The sequence below is a fragment of the Hymenobacter daeguensis genome (assembly GCF_054780555.1).
The window spans coordinates 1-16,142 of the sequence record NZ_BAAGWC010000047.1 but is presented as its reverse complement, the minus strand read 5'-3'; the positions used below and the strand labels follow the sequence as shown (position 1 = coordinate 16,142).

General features: G+C 57.8%; 16 protein-coding genes. 4 read left to right on the top strand and 12 right to left on the bottom strand.

The genetic code is table 11. From position 1 onward, the window contains the following. The coding region (locus tag ACYVHT_RS22905; protein WP_460557663.1) for a hypothetical protein at positions 1–208 on the bottom strand (208 nt) is incomplete at its 3' end. Between the two features lie 522 nt (positions 209–730). On the opposite strand from ACYVHT_RS22905, the gene ACYVHT_RS22900 reads away from it, so the two are divergent. Continuing rightward, positions 731–1,396 carry a hypothetical protein gene (locus tag ACYVHT_RS22900; RefSeq protein WP_460557661.1) on the top strand — a complete coding sequence of 222 codons (666 nt, stop codon included), beginning with the start codon at positions 731–733 and terminating at the stop codon, positions 1,394–1,396. A 4-nt stretch (positions 1,397–1,400) separates the two neighbouring features. On the opposite strand, the gene ACYVHT_RS22895 is transcribed toward ACYVHT_RS22900, so the two are convergent. The 3 genes from ACYVHT_RS22895 to ACYVHT_RS22885 all read right to left on the bottom strand — a co-directional run bounded on the left by ACYVHT_RS22895 (position 1,401) and on the right by ACYVHT_RS22885 (position 5,228). Further along, positions 1,401–2,318 (bottom strand): DUF5712 family protein, encoded by a 918-nt coding sequence (locus ACYVHT_RS22895; RefSeq protein WP_460557659.1) that lies wholly within the window; start codon positions 2,316–2,318, stop codon positions 1,401–1,403. Continuing rightward, on the bottom strand, positions 2,318–2,944 hold the full coding sequence (locus tag ACYVHT_RS22890; RefSeq protein WP_460557657.1) for a BfmA/BtgA family mobilization protein: 627 nt from the start codon (positions 2,942–2,944) through the stop codon (positions 2,318–2,320). Before ACYVHT_RS22890 ends, ACYVHT_RS22895 begins: the two co-directional genes overlap by 1 nt. A gap of 424 nt (positions 2,945–3,368) precedes the next feature. After that, on the bottom strand, positions 3,369–5,228 hold the full coding sequence (locus ACYVHT_RS22885) for a type IV secretory system conjugative DNA transfer family protein (RefSeq protein WP_460557655.1): 1,860 nt from the start codon (positions 5,226–5,228) through the stop codon (positions 3,369–3,371). Between the two features lie 524 nt (positions 5,229–5,752). Here ACYVHT_RS22885 and ACYVHT_RS22880 point away from each other — a divergent pair. Then, the gene (locus ACYVHT_RS22880; RefSeq protein ID WP_460557654.1) at positions 5,753–6,733 is read left to right on the top strand and encodes a replication initiation protein; all 981 of its coding nucleotides are present in this window, start codon (positions 5,753–5,755) and stop codon (positions 6,731–6,733) included. 695 nt (positions 6,734–7,428) lie between these two features. On the opposite strand, the gene ACYVHT_RS22875 is transcribed toward ACYVHT_RS22880, so the two are convergent. Beyond that, entirely contained in the window at positions 7,429–8,832 is a 1,404-nt protein-coding gene (locus ACYVHT_RS22875) for a WD40/YVTN/BNR-like repeat-containing protein (RefSeq protein ID WP_460557652.1), read from the bottom strand. Positions 8,833–9,664: 832 nt separating this feature from the next. Beyond that, positions 9,665–10,111: a hypothetical protein gene (locus tag ACYVHT_RS22870; RefSeq protein WP_460557650.1), complete on the bottom strand. Its 447-nt coding sequence runs from the start codon at positions 10,109–10,111 to the stop codon at positions 9,665–9,667. A 193-nt stretch (positions 10,112–10,304) separates the two neighbouring features. Between ACYVHT_RS22870 and ACYVHT_RS22865 the strand changes: the two genes are divergently transcribed. Continuing rightward, the gene (locus ACYVHT_RS22865; RefSeq protein ID WP_460557648.1) at positions 10,305–11,873 is read left to right on the top strand and encodes an FG-GAP repeat domain-containing protein; all 1,569 of its coding nucleotides are present in this window, start codon (positions 10,305–10,307) and stop codon (positions 11,871–11,873) included. A 28-nt stretch (positions 11,874–11,901) separates the two neighbouring features. On the opposite strand, the gene ACYVHT_RS22860 is transcribed toward ACYVHT_RS22865, so the two are convergent. Together ACYVHT_RS22860 and ACYVHT_RS22855 are read right to left on the bottom strand one after the other, a co-directional pair. Continuing rightward, complete coding sequence (locus ACYVHT_RS22860) at positions 11,902–12,402, bottom strand: DNA-binding protein (RefSeq protein ID WP_460557647.1); 501 nt, start codon at positions 12,400–12,402, stop codon at positions 11,902–11,904. Between the two features lie 119 nt (positions 12,403–12,521). Continuing rightward, on the bottom strand, positions 12,522–12,932 hold the full coding sequence (locus ACYVHT_RS22855) for a hypothetical protein (protein ID WP_460557645.1): 411 nt from the start codon (positions 12,930–12,932) through the stop codon (positions 12,522–12,524). A gap of 607 nt (positions 12,933–13,539) precedes the next feature. On the opposite strand from ACYVHT_RS22855, the gene ACYVHT_RS22850 reads away from it, so the two are divergent. Next, a complete protein-coding gene (locus tag ACYVHT_RS22850; protein WP_460557643.1) occupies positions 13,540–13,797 on the top strand; it encodes a hypothetical protein in 258 nt (85 codons plus the stop codon). A gap of 63 nt (positions 13,798–13,860) precedes the next feature. On the opposite strand, the gene ACYVHT_RS22845 is transcribed toward ACYVHT_RS22850, so the two are convergent. From ACYVHT_RS22845 to ACYVHT_RS22830, 4 genes are all read right to left on the bottom strand, one after another. Continuing rightward, on the bottom strand, positions 13,861–14,211 hold the full coding sequence (locus tag ACYVHT_RS22845) for a helix-turn-helix domain-containing protein (protein ID WP_460557641.1): 351 nt from the start codon (positions 14,209–14,211) through the stop codon (positions 13,861–13,863). A 49-nt stretch (positions 14,212–14,260) separates the two neighbouring features. Then, positions 14,261–14,572 (bottom strand): type II toxin-antitoxin system HigB family toxin, encoded by a 312-nt coding sequence (locus tag ACYVHT_RS22840; RefSeq protein ID WP_460557640.1) that lies wholly within the window; start codon positions 14,570–14,572, stop codon positions 14,261–14,263. 160 nt (positions 14,573–14,732) lie between these two features. Further along, entirely contained in the window at positions 14,733–14,969 is a 237-nt protein-coding gene (locus tag ACYVHT_RS22835) for a hypothetical protein (protein ID WP_460557638.1), read from the bottom strand. Positions 14,970–15,412: 443 nt separating this feature from the next. Further along, on the bottom strand, positions 15,413–16,142 hold a 730-nt coding region (locus ACYVHT_RS22830), incomplete at its 5' end, for a hypothetical protein (RefSeq protein ID WP_460557636.1).

The window sequence follows — 16,142 nt, the reverse complement described above, 5'->3', positions numbered from 1 at the left end:
CGGCCAGCAGCGCGACGGTGCGCGGCCGGTTCCGGGGCCACTGGTCCACCAACTCGTCTAGCTCGTTCATCGCCGCGAGATAGGTCGGGTACTGGTGTAAACTGTATAGGGTGTAAGCCGGCCGGGTGGGGTCGCCCCGGAAGGTTTTGACCGGGTAAAGATGGGCCTGAAACCGCTGGCGAAACTGTCTTTTTTGGCTTCCTGTCATACTACAAGATACGCCAAAAACTGCGCAATTACCCCTGAAAAGGGCATTTTCGCCCATTATTGGCAGCTATTTCAGAGGCAATTTGATATATCAACCCAAAATCAACAAAGGCCACCTTATAGGGCGGCCTTTGTTGATTTTGATGCACTGTGTAAGCGCAAATTTTCACACGCTATTGCACGCTGTGCTAGGCTTTCAAGCCAAATATGGCCCCTATTTTTTTCCCTGGGTGCTGTGCTTGTAGAGCCTTTTGGACATCAATGGTCGTTGGCTTTGAAGTAAAGTTGGTTATCACCTCCACTTTCAAGCCTTTAATGGGCTTACCGTCGATGGTGGTATCACATGTTACGTAGTGGGCGTGAGCCATATAAGTGTATTTTGTGTGTTTTGCCTACTCTAGAAGCTTTTCGGCAACCGCTGAATGTCAAATGTAAAGAGTTCGCGAGCAATCTTTTTTCATTCAGATGGCAGACTTTTCGCCTGCAATCTGTGGCTAGATTTGGGTCAAAGAACACTCGGCTTATGAATGAGGAATTACACAACCTATACCAGAATAGGCAGCCTGACTTTGAGAATGTTATCCTGCAATTCAAAGGCACGGACCTAGCAGGCCCTCTACTCATGTCGCCAAATCCAACCTACGGAACGCAAAAAGTGCCGCTGTTGATTGTTGGCCAAGAAACAAAGGGCTGGGCATACCTACATGGGAACGACATAAGCAAACAAATGTCTGTTTATGAAGATTTTAATCTAGGAGAAGGATACTATGCTTCCCCTTTCTGGAACGTCACCCGGAAAGTAGAACAGGCATTAGGCAGTGTTCCATACTCGTGTGCCTGGACTAACCTAAGCAAGTTTGATGTAGATGGCGGGCGCTCCTACGGCAAACAGGAACAGATAATAGCGACAGTAGATGACCTGCTAGTAGCAGAAATCAGCATCATCAAGCCGAAGGTTTGCCTATTTTTTTCGGGGCCGGATTTTGACTCCCGGATTCAACGAATCTTCCCTGGTGTAGTCTATCAGAATGTTCCCGAGTGGCCCAAGCGAGAGCTGGCACGTCTCGAACATCCTGATTTACCAGCCTATACTTTCCGAACTTATCATCCAAATTATTTACGCCGGAGTAGTCTAGAACCCGCATTTATCGAATTTATAACCGGGCTCAAAACGGTGCTTTCCGAATAGTATTCTACATTCCTATTCCCCTACCCCGACTGCGCTCTGGCCTTGGGCTTGGCTGCTCCACTGCCAGCTTTGTTACTTGCTCAGGGGCGGGCGTTAGAGGCACTGGGGCCATTTCGTGCTGCTCGGCTACGGCCTGTTGTGGCTGCTCGGGCGCTACCTGCTGCACCGCTTGGCGCTGCTGCTCTTGGATGGCCTGCACGCGCAGGGCCGCGCATTCCTCCGGGGTGCCGTGCTGCATCGTGTGGGCATACCGGAAGGTTTCGGTCAGGGGCCGCTCGTAGGCAAACGCCTGGTCAAACGCCTGCTCTACCCGCTCCGAATACTGCTTGCGCTCGAAGCCGCCCGTCACCACCCCGCGCTGCGTGTTCTTGTGGTTGGTCAGCGGGCTCAGGTGGTACGGGTTTTTCCGCTCCAGCTCGCCGGCCAGCTTGCGCTCGTTATAGCGGGCTAGGTTCTCCGTCCGGCTGACGATGACGTGAATGTGCGTCTGCGGGCCGGCCTTGGCTTGGCCCTTGGCCACGTCGCCCACCTGCACCGCCCGGTCCTGGTGGTTGGTCGTGCGCTCGTGCTCCACCTTGGCGAAGTACACCAGGTCGCGGCCCTCGATGCCCTTCCCAAAGTTGGCCGCGTACTGCTCCATCGCCGCCCGCGTGTAGGCCCGCAACTTCTCCGGGTCGCTGTCAATGTGGCGCAATTCGGCTTGGCTCGGGGCGAGCACCACCTGGTAATACTTGTCCGCGTCGCGGTTCAGGTTGCGCTTGTTGGCATCGAGCGCGGCCACCACTTCGGCGGCCGGCACGTCCTCCCGGTCGAGGCCAAACCACTGCCCTTGTATCTCCTTTTCTAAGTAAGCCACCAGGCCGCCGCAGCTGCCCGACCGCTGGGAAAGGCCCTTGCCGGAACTGGGGATTTTAGCCACCATTACGCGGGCTGGCTGGGTGGTGAAACGGACGCACTGGCCGGGGCGGGCGGGGTGCTGGACGCGGCTCCGGGAGCGGCCGGCGCGGGGTTAGGGTTCATGGCCGGGTCCATCAGTTCGGGCCGGATGGCCAGCCGCAACGCCTGCAATAACGCCTGCTTGATGGCAACTAGCGCGGGGTCGTCCTGGCCTTTGGCCGGGGCCGGGGGCAACGTGCCGGAAAGGAACAACGGCGTGAGCTGGGCCGGCAGGAGCCCCCGGCGCAGCACCCGGATAAACCAGTTACTCAGCTCCTGCTCCTGGGCTTTACTCAGGCCAGCAGGGGCACTCGTGGCCGGCGCGGCCAGCACCTTGTGGGCCTGCACCTCGGCCAGAATGGGCTTAAGGTAGGTCTTTTCCTGCTCCCGGATAAATCCAATCGTGCGCTTGTCGAGGTCGGCTAGCTTGGCCGTGAGCTTGGCCAGGCTCGTGGTCAGGTCCGGGCCGGTGGGGTGCCGGGGGTCGGCCTTGGTCACCCGGAAGTACTGCACCATCGCGGCCAGCAGCTCGGGGTTGCTCAGCTCGTACTCCTTAGCCAGTTGCCGGAAACCGTCATAGGCCGCTTCCTCGGCGCGTATCGTTTTGTCCATGAACTCGTATTTGAACTCAAATTATTACTGATAATCAGAATTTTACATACGCATGTACTCGCTGTGAGTTCACTATGTTTTGCTTTACTGCTTATTATCAACTATCTAACGTAGAGCGGAACGGTATGAAGCGCAGCGAATAGCGTTCCTGCTCGCTTCTTTCAGAACGGAATCGTTGCTTACCCTGGGGCTAGTCGCACCGTCTGCTGTCATCCGGTTTCGCTTCGGGTAGCAAGGTAAAACAAAAGGGAAGAATGGGCCAAATCCCCCCCCTTGCTCACCTGGGCCTCCCTTGCGCCTGGTCTATCCTAAAAGCCTCTTTCCGGGTTCACTGGCCGGGTTGTCCCTTGCTGCTTTCCGGGGGAAAGGACAGGTTTTATAAGTCTAACTAGGAGTTTTTATAAGCTGCTTGCAAACCGGCTAATCACCATTTACTCGGGTCGGTTTCCTCTTCCGTGGTGGCCGGGCTGGGGGTTGTTTCGGTCGTAGTTGGTTTTACAATTGCAAAATCTTCGGCACCCTGGGCGGGCTGCTCGGCGGGTTCTTGTTTTGCAATTGCAAACGCCTGGACTTCCTGCGCGGGGCCGGCTTCTCCGCCCACGATGGCCCGCACCTGCGCCTTGATGGCCGTGAAATTCTGGCGCACCTGCTCGGCGCTGGCCTCCTGGAACGGGGCGATTTTTACGGCCTTCGTCGGCTCGGCTCGGAAGGTGGCGCGGAACTCCGGCCGGCCACTCTCCACCACCAGGCCCGCGAACTCGCCCACCCCGAACCGCATCACCTGCTGGGCCTCCATCTTGTCGCGTTGCTGGATGCTCACCGACTCGCTGGTGCTGCTACTGCGGGTGCTCGGCTTGAAGATATTCAGGGGGTCGCTCTTGCTCGTGCCCTCCGTGGTGGACCGGTACGTTTTGTCGATTTTGCCGAACATCTTGCTCACCCGCTCGGCCGTGGCCGTGTTGGTGGTGCGGCCCCAAAACTGGTTGCCTAGGTTGGCCAGAATCATCTCGGATTCCTGCCGACTTGTCAGGGCCTCCATCTGGGCCACGTCCTGCACGGCGTACACCGTGGCCACTTGGTTGCTGCGGGCCGTGGCCGGTAGCTGGGCAAAGTTTGGGATAAAGAGCGTCGGCGCTTCGTCGAGTAGCACCAGGCTCGGCAAGCGGCCCTGCTGGTTCAGCCGTTTGATGGCCGTGGCCACGACGAGGGAAATGAGCGGGGAAAAGGTCGTGCTCAGGGCCGGGTCGTTGCCCACCACCAACACGCCCGGCGTGGCGGCCGTGTTCAGGTCGAGCGGCACTTGGTCGCCGCTCATCACCCAAAAAATCTCCGGGGTGTTGAGCACGGCGAGGTAATTCTGAATGGTCGAGAACACCCCGGCTATCGTGTTTTCCGACTTGCTGGCGCTGGCAATGGAGGCAATAAGGCCGCGCACTTCCTCGTCCTGCTGCAAGGTGGCCAGCAGCTGCGGCGCGTCGGCTTCTAGAATCATGCTCACGGCGGCGGGCAAGCTGCACTGCGCGGGGTGGTTGCGGCGCAAGTACCAGATGCACCCGGCCAGCAGCACCTCGCCCGACTGAATCCAGAAATTGCGCTGCTGGGCGGCTTTCGCGTCCAGATTGGTAATGATGGTGGCCGCGGCCTCGCGGGCAAAGCTGGCGGTGGTCAGCAGCTCGGGAGCCAGCGGGTTTACCCGGTGGCTCCGGGTGAGGTCGGTGAAATTGACGAAATACGGCGTTACGGTGCCTCCGGCGTAGCTGCCGGCCACTTCCTCGGCCAGCGTGGGAAATTTGAAGTCATAGACCACCCCCGTTAGGCCGGCCGCGCCCGCTTGCTGCAGAATGGGCTCAATAATCGACTTGCTTTTGCCGCTGCCCGCGCCGCCGGCAATGAAGGTGCCCCGGAACGGGTTCCCTAGCCGCACGTTCGGGCCGCTGGTGGTGCGGAGAGTGAAGCTCAGGCCCTGGGCGGCTCCTGCGGCGGTTGTGGCCTCCTGGGGGCTGGAATAAGCGCGGTACACGTTCCACCCCAACCAGGCCAGCAGCAGCAGCGTGGCCAGTCCGCCCAACCAGTGCTGCAAGATGCCGGTGGCCAGAAATAGGCCCGTAAAGCCGATTAAGGAGGGCACCCAATCATGCGGGGCGGCCGGTATCAGCGTCGCCCGGTAAAGGCCCTGGGCAGCCGGTGGCGCTACTTTTTTCAGCACCAGGACCACCAAGTGCGCGACAACGCCAAAAATTACGGCCCCAATCAGGATGCCCAACCAGTGAAAAAATGCAGCCATACCAGTAGAAAAGAAGGTTTGGCGTAGGTACGGCCGGCCGGTAAAAGGAGCCTAAAACTCAGCAGTAAACCGGGGCACAAGGCCGCACAAATAAGCACAACAATAATCTTTTATACTGTTGATTGCTAATAATATACAGTTTTTAAAATGCGCGCAAGTTACTGGCTTCTAGGACTTTGTTGTTTTTGTTTGGGCTGCGCCGTGGGGCCTATCCAGAAGCCCTAAAAGCCTTTTTTTTGACGACAACACAATTGTGTATTTTTTATTTGTCTCTATTTGTTATTTGTAGGGCTCAGAACTAATTGAAAATCAAATAATTGCAAGCACAAAAGCTAACTTTTTATAAGCTCAGGCTAACTTTTTATAAGTGAACACTAACTTTTTATAAGCCAGAATGAGGTCTAAAGCTAACTTTTTATAAGTGTGAGGCTAACTTTTTATAAGCCAAAGCTAACTCTACTCCGTAACTGTTAGCCTTGATGGTTAGCTTTGGCTATTATTGCAGCCGTAAGCTACCCCCTCGGATGAAACAGGACATAGAAGTGCGCCAGGCTAATGCCCTGACCAATGCCCGATATGAGTACACGGAAACGCAGGCCAACATCTTCTTGGTGCTACTCTCCAAGCTGCGGAAAGATTCGCCCGACGATGTGTATCAAATATCGGTGACGGAATTAGAACGACTAACCAGTAAGAAACTTAACTACAAACAGTTAAGAAATTCTACTGAGGAAATGATGGGCCGGGTTCATAAAATCAATACCTACCACAACGGCAAAGAGGTATTCCGGCAGATTGTGCTGTTCAAACGGATAGATTATATCCTGGGAACGGGAGTTATTGAACTGGAATTCAATGAGTACGCTACGCCGTATTTGTTCGACCTCAAAAATAACTTCACCTCGTTTCAAGTTCAGGCGGCGCTGAACCTGCCTAGCAAACACGCCAAGCGTATCTACCAGATTTGCAGCCAGTGGAAGGATAAAGGGCAGACTAAAAAGGTAGCTATCCTGGACCTGAAAAAGACACTAGGCTTAGCTGACGACAAGGGCAACGAGGAATACACCATTTTCGCAATGTTCAGAAAGAAGGTGCTGGACGTGGCCGTGAAGCAAGTCAATGAAAAAACCGACCTGCGCATTGGCTACCAAATAGAGAAAGTGGGCCGGGCCTATCAAAACATTGTGTTCACTGTGCAGTCCCAAATCCCGGCCACAACAATAGCTTTTGACTTGGTGCCCGACGCAACTCCTGCGCCTACTGTTCCGCATCAGGTCGAGAATGCCGGCCGGCTGCTCGCGCAGCTCAGCATCACCACGCCCGAACTGGTAGCGCAAATCCTGGCCAACCCGGCGCACGTCGCAGCCTGCAACAAGTTCGCCCACGACTTGAAAACTGGCAAGCATACCAAATCGCACTCCCTGTCGGGCCTGCTGCTTACTATCCTGGGAATCAAAAAAGGGAGCAATGGGCCGCTGTTCGACAAACCGACCAAAACCCGTTAGCCCTCTTTTGCCAAAACCACCGTTTCGCTGAACAGATAATTAGGCTGGTACGACGATAAGGCTCTCCACAATTGGGCGTGTAGTCGGACAATGAACAGTCGTCAAAAGACCATGGGTGAGCCGGGGAGAATGTTCAAGAGGTGAATTAGGGCCACCACCAAGTTCAGTCCAGCCAGCCAGTCATAAGCACTTAGGCTCCTAGGGCCTATTCTTCCCGCATTCCAGGCGTATCGTCCTATCCACGTGCACAGCCCAAACAAGGTGAGGCTCGTTATCAGTAGAAAGACGTTGCCTCGTTTCGAATCGTGCTGGCCGTTAAAGTGCTCCAAGAAATTGTACGCCGCTGGTTGCCCAAAAAATTGCAGGGCCACCAAGGCGGGTAGCACATATCCGTAGAACAACGAGGGCGGTGCAGCAGAGGGCGAGGGGGGGCGCAATTGGAATTGGCAGAATATGTTGTCCTGTATAGCTAATGTAACCCTCGTTTGGCTTTACTGTGCCCGTTGCAGGAGTTCACGAAACTCATCCCCGAGGGGTAGTTTGCTGAACTCATTAATTGAACCAGTTTATTGAACGCAAGCTGGCCCGTAGCGCAGGATAGCAGGGCCTACCAGCGCCTTGGTAGTGGCGTTCAGTCAAACGAGCATTGGCTTCAACCGCAGACTATCTAACCAAACAAAGAGGGCCTGTTTTGCTCATGGCAGGGTAATCCGGCTTGCGCCGGTAAACAGATACTTGTCCGCGATATTCACATAAAAAATGCTCCCCCCTGTGTTGCCATAGAAATAGCGCCAGGTCTTGCCGTTGTCCTGCGTGACCAGGGTGGCCCGATTAAAGTTGAGGCACCAGGTCCGCGGGGTAAAGGCCATCGCGTAGTAAAGGGCGTTTCGAAAGGTTAGGAGCGTGTCAACCATGGTGCTCCCGGCCCGCTGCGAGCATAGGGCGTGCACGTCCTCGCGGGGGCCCGGTTCTGCCACAAAGGGATAGAACTGGGCCCGGGGGTAGGCATGCCGTCCCGGTGGCAATTTCCGCCAGGAGGTGCCCCGGTCCAGGGAAAACAAGCCCATGCTCGCCACCGCCAGCGTGTCCGGCGACCAATAGATGGGCTTCAATTCGCTGTCGGGAAATAGCTGCCCGCGCACCGCCCCCAGCGCTTTCCACGTCTTTCCTCCATCGGCGGTGGCAAAGCCGACCGTGTGCAGGTCGTTGTTAACGTAGCGGTGGACAAAGCCCAGGCCGGTGGTGCGGTTGCGAAAGGACAGGTACCAGAAGTGTTGGCCCGACAGGGCTGGGTCACGCATCCAGGTTTTTCCACCATCTCGCGATAGTCGGGCTTCCAATAAGTCTTCGGTTGATAGGTCACGGCTGGAACCGGCGGGTGCGTACCAGCGTCGCACGAGCACAACCACCTCTTGGGGGCTTTTCAGCGCTATGCACCTGATTTCGCATCCGGGGCCAATGTCGTACACCACCCCCCAGTTGAGGCCGTGGTCCCGGCTGGCAAATAGCTCGTTGCGATTCCAGACGTACAGCGTAGAGGTTATCTGCGGGTCGCTCCAAAACCCCCAGAAACCCGGCCTAAAGCCCTCGTATTCTACCCGGCACTGAGCATCCTTCCAGAAGCGACTGGGCACTTCGGCCAAGGTATCGGCCCGAGCTTCGCCTGCTGGGGAGCGGAGGCGAAAAAAGTCCCATGTTTTGTTTCGAATGGCCACCCCGGGCCGGGGTGTGACGTCGAACAATGGGTTGAACGCTTTGCCGATGCGGTAGGTGCCGGGAAGGAAAGGGATGGAATCCAGGGTGGATGCGGTGGCTTGGACCGTCATCGTGTCGGGGCCCGCAATGACGCGGACCTGCGGCATCGCCCCGAAATGCGACGTGAGACAATAGTAGCCCTTTTGAAACCGCACCGAGTCGGCCAGTTTCTGCCGCCCCATTGCCCGGGGGTAAGCAAATAAAACCCGGTACTGGCCATCGGAAGGATTGACGAGCGTGCCCTGCCGAGTGAAGAGCCGAAAGCAATAATCATGGGGGACGTCACGACCGCTTCGAGGCTGAGCGTCTGCTGAAAAGAACAGCATAACCAGCAGGATGCCCACACTTAAAGGCATCCAAACTGGGGAGTAATGGCGGACTGCACGGCTTGACGCTGAATTTTTTTGTTTCATATCTAAACTTACACCCCCGTTCATTCAAACGGTCCGAAGGTAGACTAGGAGTTAGAGTGCTTTCTAGGCATAACGTACACTCCGTAGACGCCGAAGAGCAGAGGAGCAAAGACAAAAGGCGCACTCCACCAGCGCAAGTCTTCAAAAAGGAACAGCCCGAACAGGGCCACAGCCATAGCCAGGATTAGCCCTAGGACCCGCCACCCAAACGATTTCCGGTTGATTAACAAAGCCAGGAACCCTACATAGGGGTTCTCGTTACAACGGGGCGAGAAATTACGGTAAGGGGGTCTCGTTATCTCACTAAGGAGCCCCGAAGTGATTCATTGATTTGTGAGACGGCAATAAAAAGCATAATACTGGCTATTGCAGGCCGCTTTTTACCTAACTACTGCGCGCCTCTTAAAACGTGCATTTTATGAGGGGCTAGCAAAGTGTATTGATAAACAACGCGTTGGAGCTTACCGTAATTTCTCGCCCCGTTGTAACGAGAACCCCACATAGAGTCCGAACGCCGGAATGCTGAATAGCCACAGCCCAAAGGTGATGGGCGATTCTTCGTTCAAGAGGAATGGGGCCACGGCAGAAAATGCAATAAGTAAGGACAATGGCTCAAGGTATCACAAACATTTCGGCTCAGCCATTCTTCCATAACCTAAGCCTCGCCTAAAAATGCAGAGAACGCACACGCTCCCGTTTAGGTAAACGGTCGTGCGGTAAACGCGCTCCATCCAAAGAAAGGAGCCGTTAAATAGGTCCGTGGTTATTCAGGCAGCCAGTCCTCGATGTGGCGGTGCTTCCCCAAGCCCACGGCGTCGAACGCATCGTGCCGTGCGGTGGGAGTCACCCCCAACTGCTCGAGCACTGTGTTGATGGCCCCAGCACCGGGCCCTGATATGAGTCGGCGTCTGCCTTGCCAGAGCACGGCTGCTTGCTCGCCGTGGCCGCCAAAGTATTCGGCTTCGAGGTAGCCCAGCGCTCGTTCGCCGATGGTCGCCACGACCTGCCGTTCCAACTGCGCCGTTAAAAACCCAAGAGGCACGATACGCTCCGAGGGTACGCACTTCACCACGGCATCGAAGAGGTCTTCAGTGAGTGGAATGAGGCACAAATCCTGTCCTAGTTCCACGAGTACAGCCTCAGGATAGGCGTCGGTTATAAGTCCTAAGACGTCAGCGCGGCCAACGAAGGCACGGAGGGTATAGCCCATTGCAAGAATAAAATAGCAGTTGCGCAGAAGCTCTTATGCTACCGGTTGACGATGTTCAGCTAAACGGTGGCAAGGTAAACGAGCTCTGTTCAATTGAAGGAGCAATTAAACAAACAGCTGCCCCGCCCCTGTGACAGCATATCTTTGAACTAGGCCCTGCTCGGGCATTGTAGTTTTTCCAAGCGCTTCGCTTATGCCCCGACCGTCCCTCTTTTTTCTGGCGCAATGGCTCGTCGGCAGCGGGCTGCTCTGGCCCACCACCGTCGGTGCCCAAGTGCGGGCCGAAGTCGTTATGCACCCCCGGGCCAATGTCGCCGCAGTGCCCTCGAGTTCACCTGTCACGGCCCGCTTTGCCCGGCCTCTGCCCGCGGCCTCGGCCGTTGGCTTGCAGGTGTTTAGCGCCCAGCGCGGCGGGCGGCGCACGCGCGAGGCCACGCCTGCGACGGTTCAGGGCTCCTCTCTGCACTGGGCGCCAACAGCATACCCTTACCAACCGGGTGAAACCGTGCAGTACACCGTCACCCGCGCCGCCGGTCCGGGTGCCCCCCGGGTGGGGCAGTTTACCACCGCCGTCGAGCGGCCGTCCCGAGCCGCGTTCGTACCCGGGCCTGCGCTGGACCTTGACCCGTTTACCGTGCCCGTGGACCTGGCCGTCGGTGACTTGGACGGCGACGGCCGCCTGGACGTGGTAGCGGCGGTTCCCGACCCCAAATCGGGGTTTCGTGGCGTGGTCAAGGTTCGGCTAAACACCGGCCGGGGCCGTTTCCGCAACGCCCCGGACGTGGAAGCCGGCGTGGACGTGCGCGCCGTGGTCTTGGCCGATGCGGACGGCGACGGTGATTTGGACTTGCTGCTGGCGAATGCGGAAGACGGCACGGCGCAAACGTGCCTCAACCAGGGGAACGGCCGCTTTCGCACGCGGGCCACGACGCAGGTCGGCGCGTCGCCGGCCAGCATCGCCGTGGGCGACGTGGACGGCGACGGCGATTTGGACCTGGTGACGGCTAATTACTACGACTCCACCCTGAGCGTGCGCCGCAACAACGGGCGGGGCGTCTTCGGCAGCCGGCAAGACGCGGACGTACGGGTCGGCAAGTGGCCCTACTGCATCGTGTTGGCCGACGTCGACGGGGACGGGGATTTGGACCTGTTGGCAGCCCACGGCGACAGCGCCAACACCGTGAGCGTGCGCCGCAACACCGGGTCCGGCCGCTTCGGCGGGACGCAGGAAGTGCGCGTGGGGCGGGGTGGGGAAAACGGCAGCGCCCCGCACGGGCTGGTCGTAGGCGATGTGGACGGCGACGGCGACTTGGATTTGCTGCTGGCTCTGGCCGGGCGCCCGGCCGTGGGGGTGTGCCGCAACGACGGGCGCGGCGGGTTCGGCCGGGCCCGAGAGGTGGGCGTCGCTCCCGGCGGGAATGAGCGCACCGACCCGTTCGACGTGGCCCTGGGGGATGTGGACGGCGATGGCGACTTGGACCTGTTCGCAGCCAACAACGACGCTGCGGGCACGGTGAGCGTGCGTCGCAACGACGGCCGGGGCGGATTTACGGGCCCGCAGGAACTGACCGTCGGGTCCTACTCCGGCAACTTGGGGCTGGGGGACATCGACGGCGACGGCGACCTAGACATGGTTGTGCTCACAATGGGCGGGCTCACGGGAGCAGCGGTGCAACTCAACAACGGCACCCAGCCGCGCCCACGACCGCTGCCCCCCAAACCACCCCGTCAACCCGCTGTCCCTCTAAAAGCCCGAAAATAAAGTTTACCGAAACGGTGGTTATCTGGTCTTATTTTCCAAACACCCGTTGCCAAAACCCTTTTCTGACTGGCTCCGGCTCGGCCAGCACTACCGGGGCCTCCCCTGGCTCAGGCAGTCGCTTTTGCAGCTCGCCTAGCTGCTCATTCTGGCTAAGTAGCAGTTCCTCAATGCGTCCAATACGCTGACTATTCACTTGATTAGTCAGCGCGTTCAGCACGTCGTTCTGCTCTAGTAAGCGGTTTTGCAGCTGCTGTATGGTCTGGTCACGCTCGGCCAGCTGCCTTTGCAACTCGGCAACCTCGGGCACCTGGGCCTGCGTTGTCACTACCGGCAACGGTTCGGCTTGGCCGGGGTATTGCTGCGCGAGAAACGTCTGACTAATCAGATAGGTATTGCCCTTGGGGGTCTGCTCAACCTGGATATGACTAGTCTTCGCGTGTTGTTTGACTAGTCGCCGTATCGTCTGCTCAGACTTGTTAACCTGTTGAGCTGCTTGCTTTATGGTTAGAAAAGTAGCGGTGTTTTCCATCGGGACGGTGACTAGTCAGAAGCCACAAAGTAAACAGTTCGCAAACTCTGACTAGTCATCCTTAACCCACACTTGACTAGTCACCGGCTAAGCGGTGACTAGTCAAGAAGTTAATGTGATTAGGTGGCGTAGGTGTCTTCCAGCTCCAAGTGCCGTACTTGCGACATCATGGCCAGTGTATCGAGCAAGGGCTTCACCTTGTCGGCTTTGGTGCGCCGGAATCGGGCGGCTACCTGGGCGCTGCTCAGGGCCTCGCCGGCTGCCGGCTGGACGATGGCGCGCACGGCGAGCATTTGCTGGGCTAGCTCGGCTGGCCACGGCTGGGCGGTAGCGGCGGCGGCCACCGTCGCGGCGGTTGCGGTTGCCGGCAATGCCAAGGCAGCTTGCTGGCCGGGGGCCTGGTACTCGGGGCGCAGGTAGCGCACGGTGCCGGCTGCTTCTTCAGCTACTCGCTGCTGGTTGAGCTGCATGAGGCGCGTGAGCACCTCCGCGTCGCTGAGCGTGGCCGGCCAGCCATGAGTATCGGCCACGCCGGCATTATTGCACGGCGCAAAATACGGCCTTCTTTCCCAGCTTTACCTCCCCCCAATACGGCCTCGCCCGCTGCTCAGGATTTACCCTGGCAGCGGGCTTTTTTTAACGCCTCAGCGGCCCCGCCATTTTGGCCAAATTCTGAAAAGTGCTCATACAGCCTGGAAAGCCCCTTTTTGAAGGGGCTTTTTTGTGTCCTTTTTTGGAAGGGCCTCGATTTGGAAATTTAATAGCTAGGAATTAGCCACAAAATCGACCTCCCCGCTTTCCTATATGTGGGGCTGACTTAACCACACCACTTATCCGGCCTGTTCCTCCCCCCAGCAAGGGCGCTCTCCCCACGCCTGCGCCAGCTCTTTGTGCTGACAATGCGCGCACGGCTCCCCCTCCTTTTTTCTCCATCAATGATGACAACCTACCCACGCCACCAAAGCGCAATTTCCAAAAAAGTGCCCCTACTGGCTGGAAACGCTGCATTGCACCTTGTCATATTATTTACAAATCCTGAATTCGTGCTTTGCGGGGCTTGCTAGTCTTGCACCACCGCTTCAGTAGCGGCGGTTTTACTCGCCTTCCTCCCCCGTCACTAAACCAACCCAGAACTTTATGAATACGCCTGCTACTCCCAGCCCCTCCAAACTCCCCAACCCCGCGCCGACCGGCCTGTGGAAAGTGCTCGCCATTATCGCGGAGCGCCTTCCGCAAAAGCACCTGCTCCCGTTCACCGTAATCGTGTGCATCTCGGCCCTGCTGTTCGCCGCCATTGCCTGCTTCGGGGTCAGCCGGGTCGCGGACAAGCCGGTAACGGCCCTGGCTGGCTTCCTCAAACAGCACACGGCCGAAAAGCCCGCCAATTCCCCGTAGCACGGCCCCAACAAGAAAGCCCCGCTTGGTGGGCGAGGCTTTTCACTGGCTGCCGCGTAGCGGCTAGGCGTGCATCAGCACAAACTCGGCGGGAATGTGCAGCTTGGTGTACAAGCGCCGGGCTAAGTCCATGTTCACGGCCCGCTTGCCGTTGAGCACTTCGCTCAGGCGGCTATTGGTGATACCCAGCAGCTGCGCCAGCTCCTGCTTTTTGAGACGGTGCTCGAACATATAGCGCTCGATGCGGAAAACGAGCGAATCCGGCCGCACGGGCGCGTGGCCGTGGCTGTCTTCGTAGGCTTCGAGGGCGTTGCCCAGCGTTTCCATTTCCGCCAGATGGGCGGGGTTATCACTAGTGAGGGCTTCCAAGCGGCTCATACCGGCTTGGTACGCTGCATCATTTTGGATAGTCATTTTGTACAGTTTTTAGAGTTTTACAATTTTTCAGCAGCCCGCGCCTGCGTCATAGGTCCGTGATATTGGCAATGCGGTCATACTCCGCGTGGGTGCCAATGAAGCGGATAAAAATCTGGCCGGTAAAGGCTGGCAGCTGCGAGTAGTTAATCTTCACCACCACGCGGTAGCGATTGCGGAGCAGGTTGAAAACCCAGCGGTTGTTCCCAACGTGGGTGGCGCTCGGGTCAAACGCCTTTACCTCGGCGGCATTGGACCAGTTCGCGGCCTTCATGTCGTCGTAGAGTTCCAGAATAGCATTCGCTACGTCGAGGTGTTCAATAGCATATCTCCTAATTTTTTCCTTGCTTAGTACGTTCATAATCTACTTGTTAATTCATTTTATTTCCTATCTCATAGTTGGCTTTTTCGTGGCTAACACCACAAAGATACAAAAAATTTACCAGAATCGAAAATAATTTACCACTAACGAAAATGGCCTACGCCTTTGCGGGAGGGCTGCGCAGCCCTCCCGCCAGACCTTACGCGCCGGCTTCCGTGGAATCAGCGCACGGGCAGCTGGGCCGGGGCGGCAATGGCTTGGCCGCCGGCTTACGGCGCGGCTTGCGGGGCCGGGGGGCCTCGTAATGGTAATAGTGATGATGGATAACCACGGTCGTGTCGTGGGCAGCCGGGGCCACGGGAGCAGCGGCGGGCAGGTTGACTGTAACAGTATTGCTGATGGGAGCCGGCGCGGGAGCCGGCGTCTCCTTGCACATGGGTAGGGCAACCGCTAACAGCGCAAATACGCCAACGATGATTTCTTTCTGGTTGTTACGCAGTAATTGAGTTAAAGGGTTGAAGTTCATTTTCTTACTCTGACTTTTCCCTTATCTATTAAGTATCGAGCGCTCTCTATGGCGGCTCATTAGCTAGACAGGGTGTCAAGGGTAAATAGTGAACGTTTAGCGCGCTGACGCTTAATCGCTTGGACTATCTCAACATTTTCGCATTTTTAGCGCAGAAGTCAAAAGATTTATTCTGGCGACCGTCCCCGATGGTCCTCGGTTTATTGAACAAAAGGGAGAAAAGGCCGCCGCAACGAGGCTGGTCCTTTTCTCCCTTTTGTTACTTAACATAAGATTCCTTGTCGGACAACTCTTGAAAAAAGGGCAGGTTTTGGGCTCCGTCCGGGGCGCGGCCGGCGTGGTACTTTTCCGGTTTAGGGCCTCGTTTTCGGGTATAGTTTCTGACACTCTAACCAGCTTAGGGCCTCGCGCCTGGCTTGGCGGTGGCGGTCGGCGCGCTGCGGGCCGGCCGCCCGGGCCGTCGCCCGTCGCACGTATTGTGCCCGGTCGGCGTAGTGGGCCGGGTTGCCGGGGTCGAGTAGCTGCGATTCATCTTCCGTCCGGCCGCCTTGTTGCGCCAGGGCCTCGTGCGCGGCCAGCAGATAGAGTATGCGGTTCCGCTTGTACGGCCAGTGCTCTAGCAGCTCGTCTAGCTCGTTCACCGATGCCTGGTAGGCCAGCGGGTCGCGTTGCAGCTGCGCGGCCGTGTAGCGGGGGCGGGCGGTGGGCCGGTTGTTCGGTCGGGGCTGGGCAGGCGCAAATGCGAGCGCCTTCGCCTGCTGGGGGGCTTGCGGGGCCTGGCGCGGCCCTTTGCCAGTTGGGGGGCCTTGCTTGCGGCGCTGGCTTTCGACCAGTGCCGCCTCGGCCAGCGCGAAGTTGCGGGCGTGGCGGGCGGCTTTCTCCGGGTCGCTGCGCTGCACCCATTGGCGCTCGTTGAGCATCAGGGCGTGTATGTTCTCCTGGTCCTCGTCTGCCACCGTTTCGACCGCCCAATGCACGGCCCCGCTGTCGAAAAATGCCTGGCGCACGGCCAGCAGCGCGACGGTGCGCGGCCGGTTCCGGGGCCACTGGTCCACCAACTCGTCTAGCTCGTTCATCGCCGCG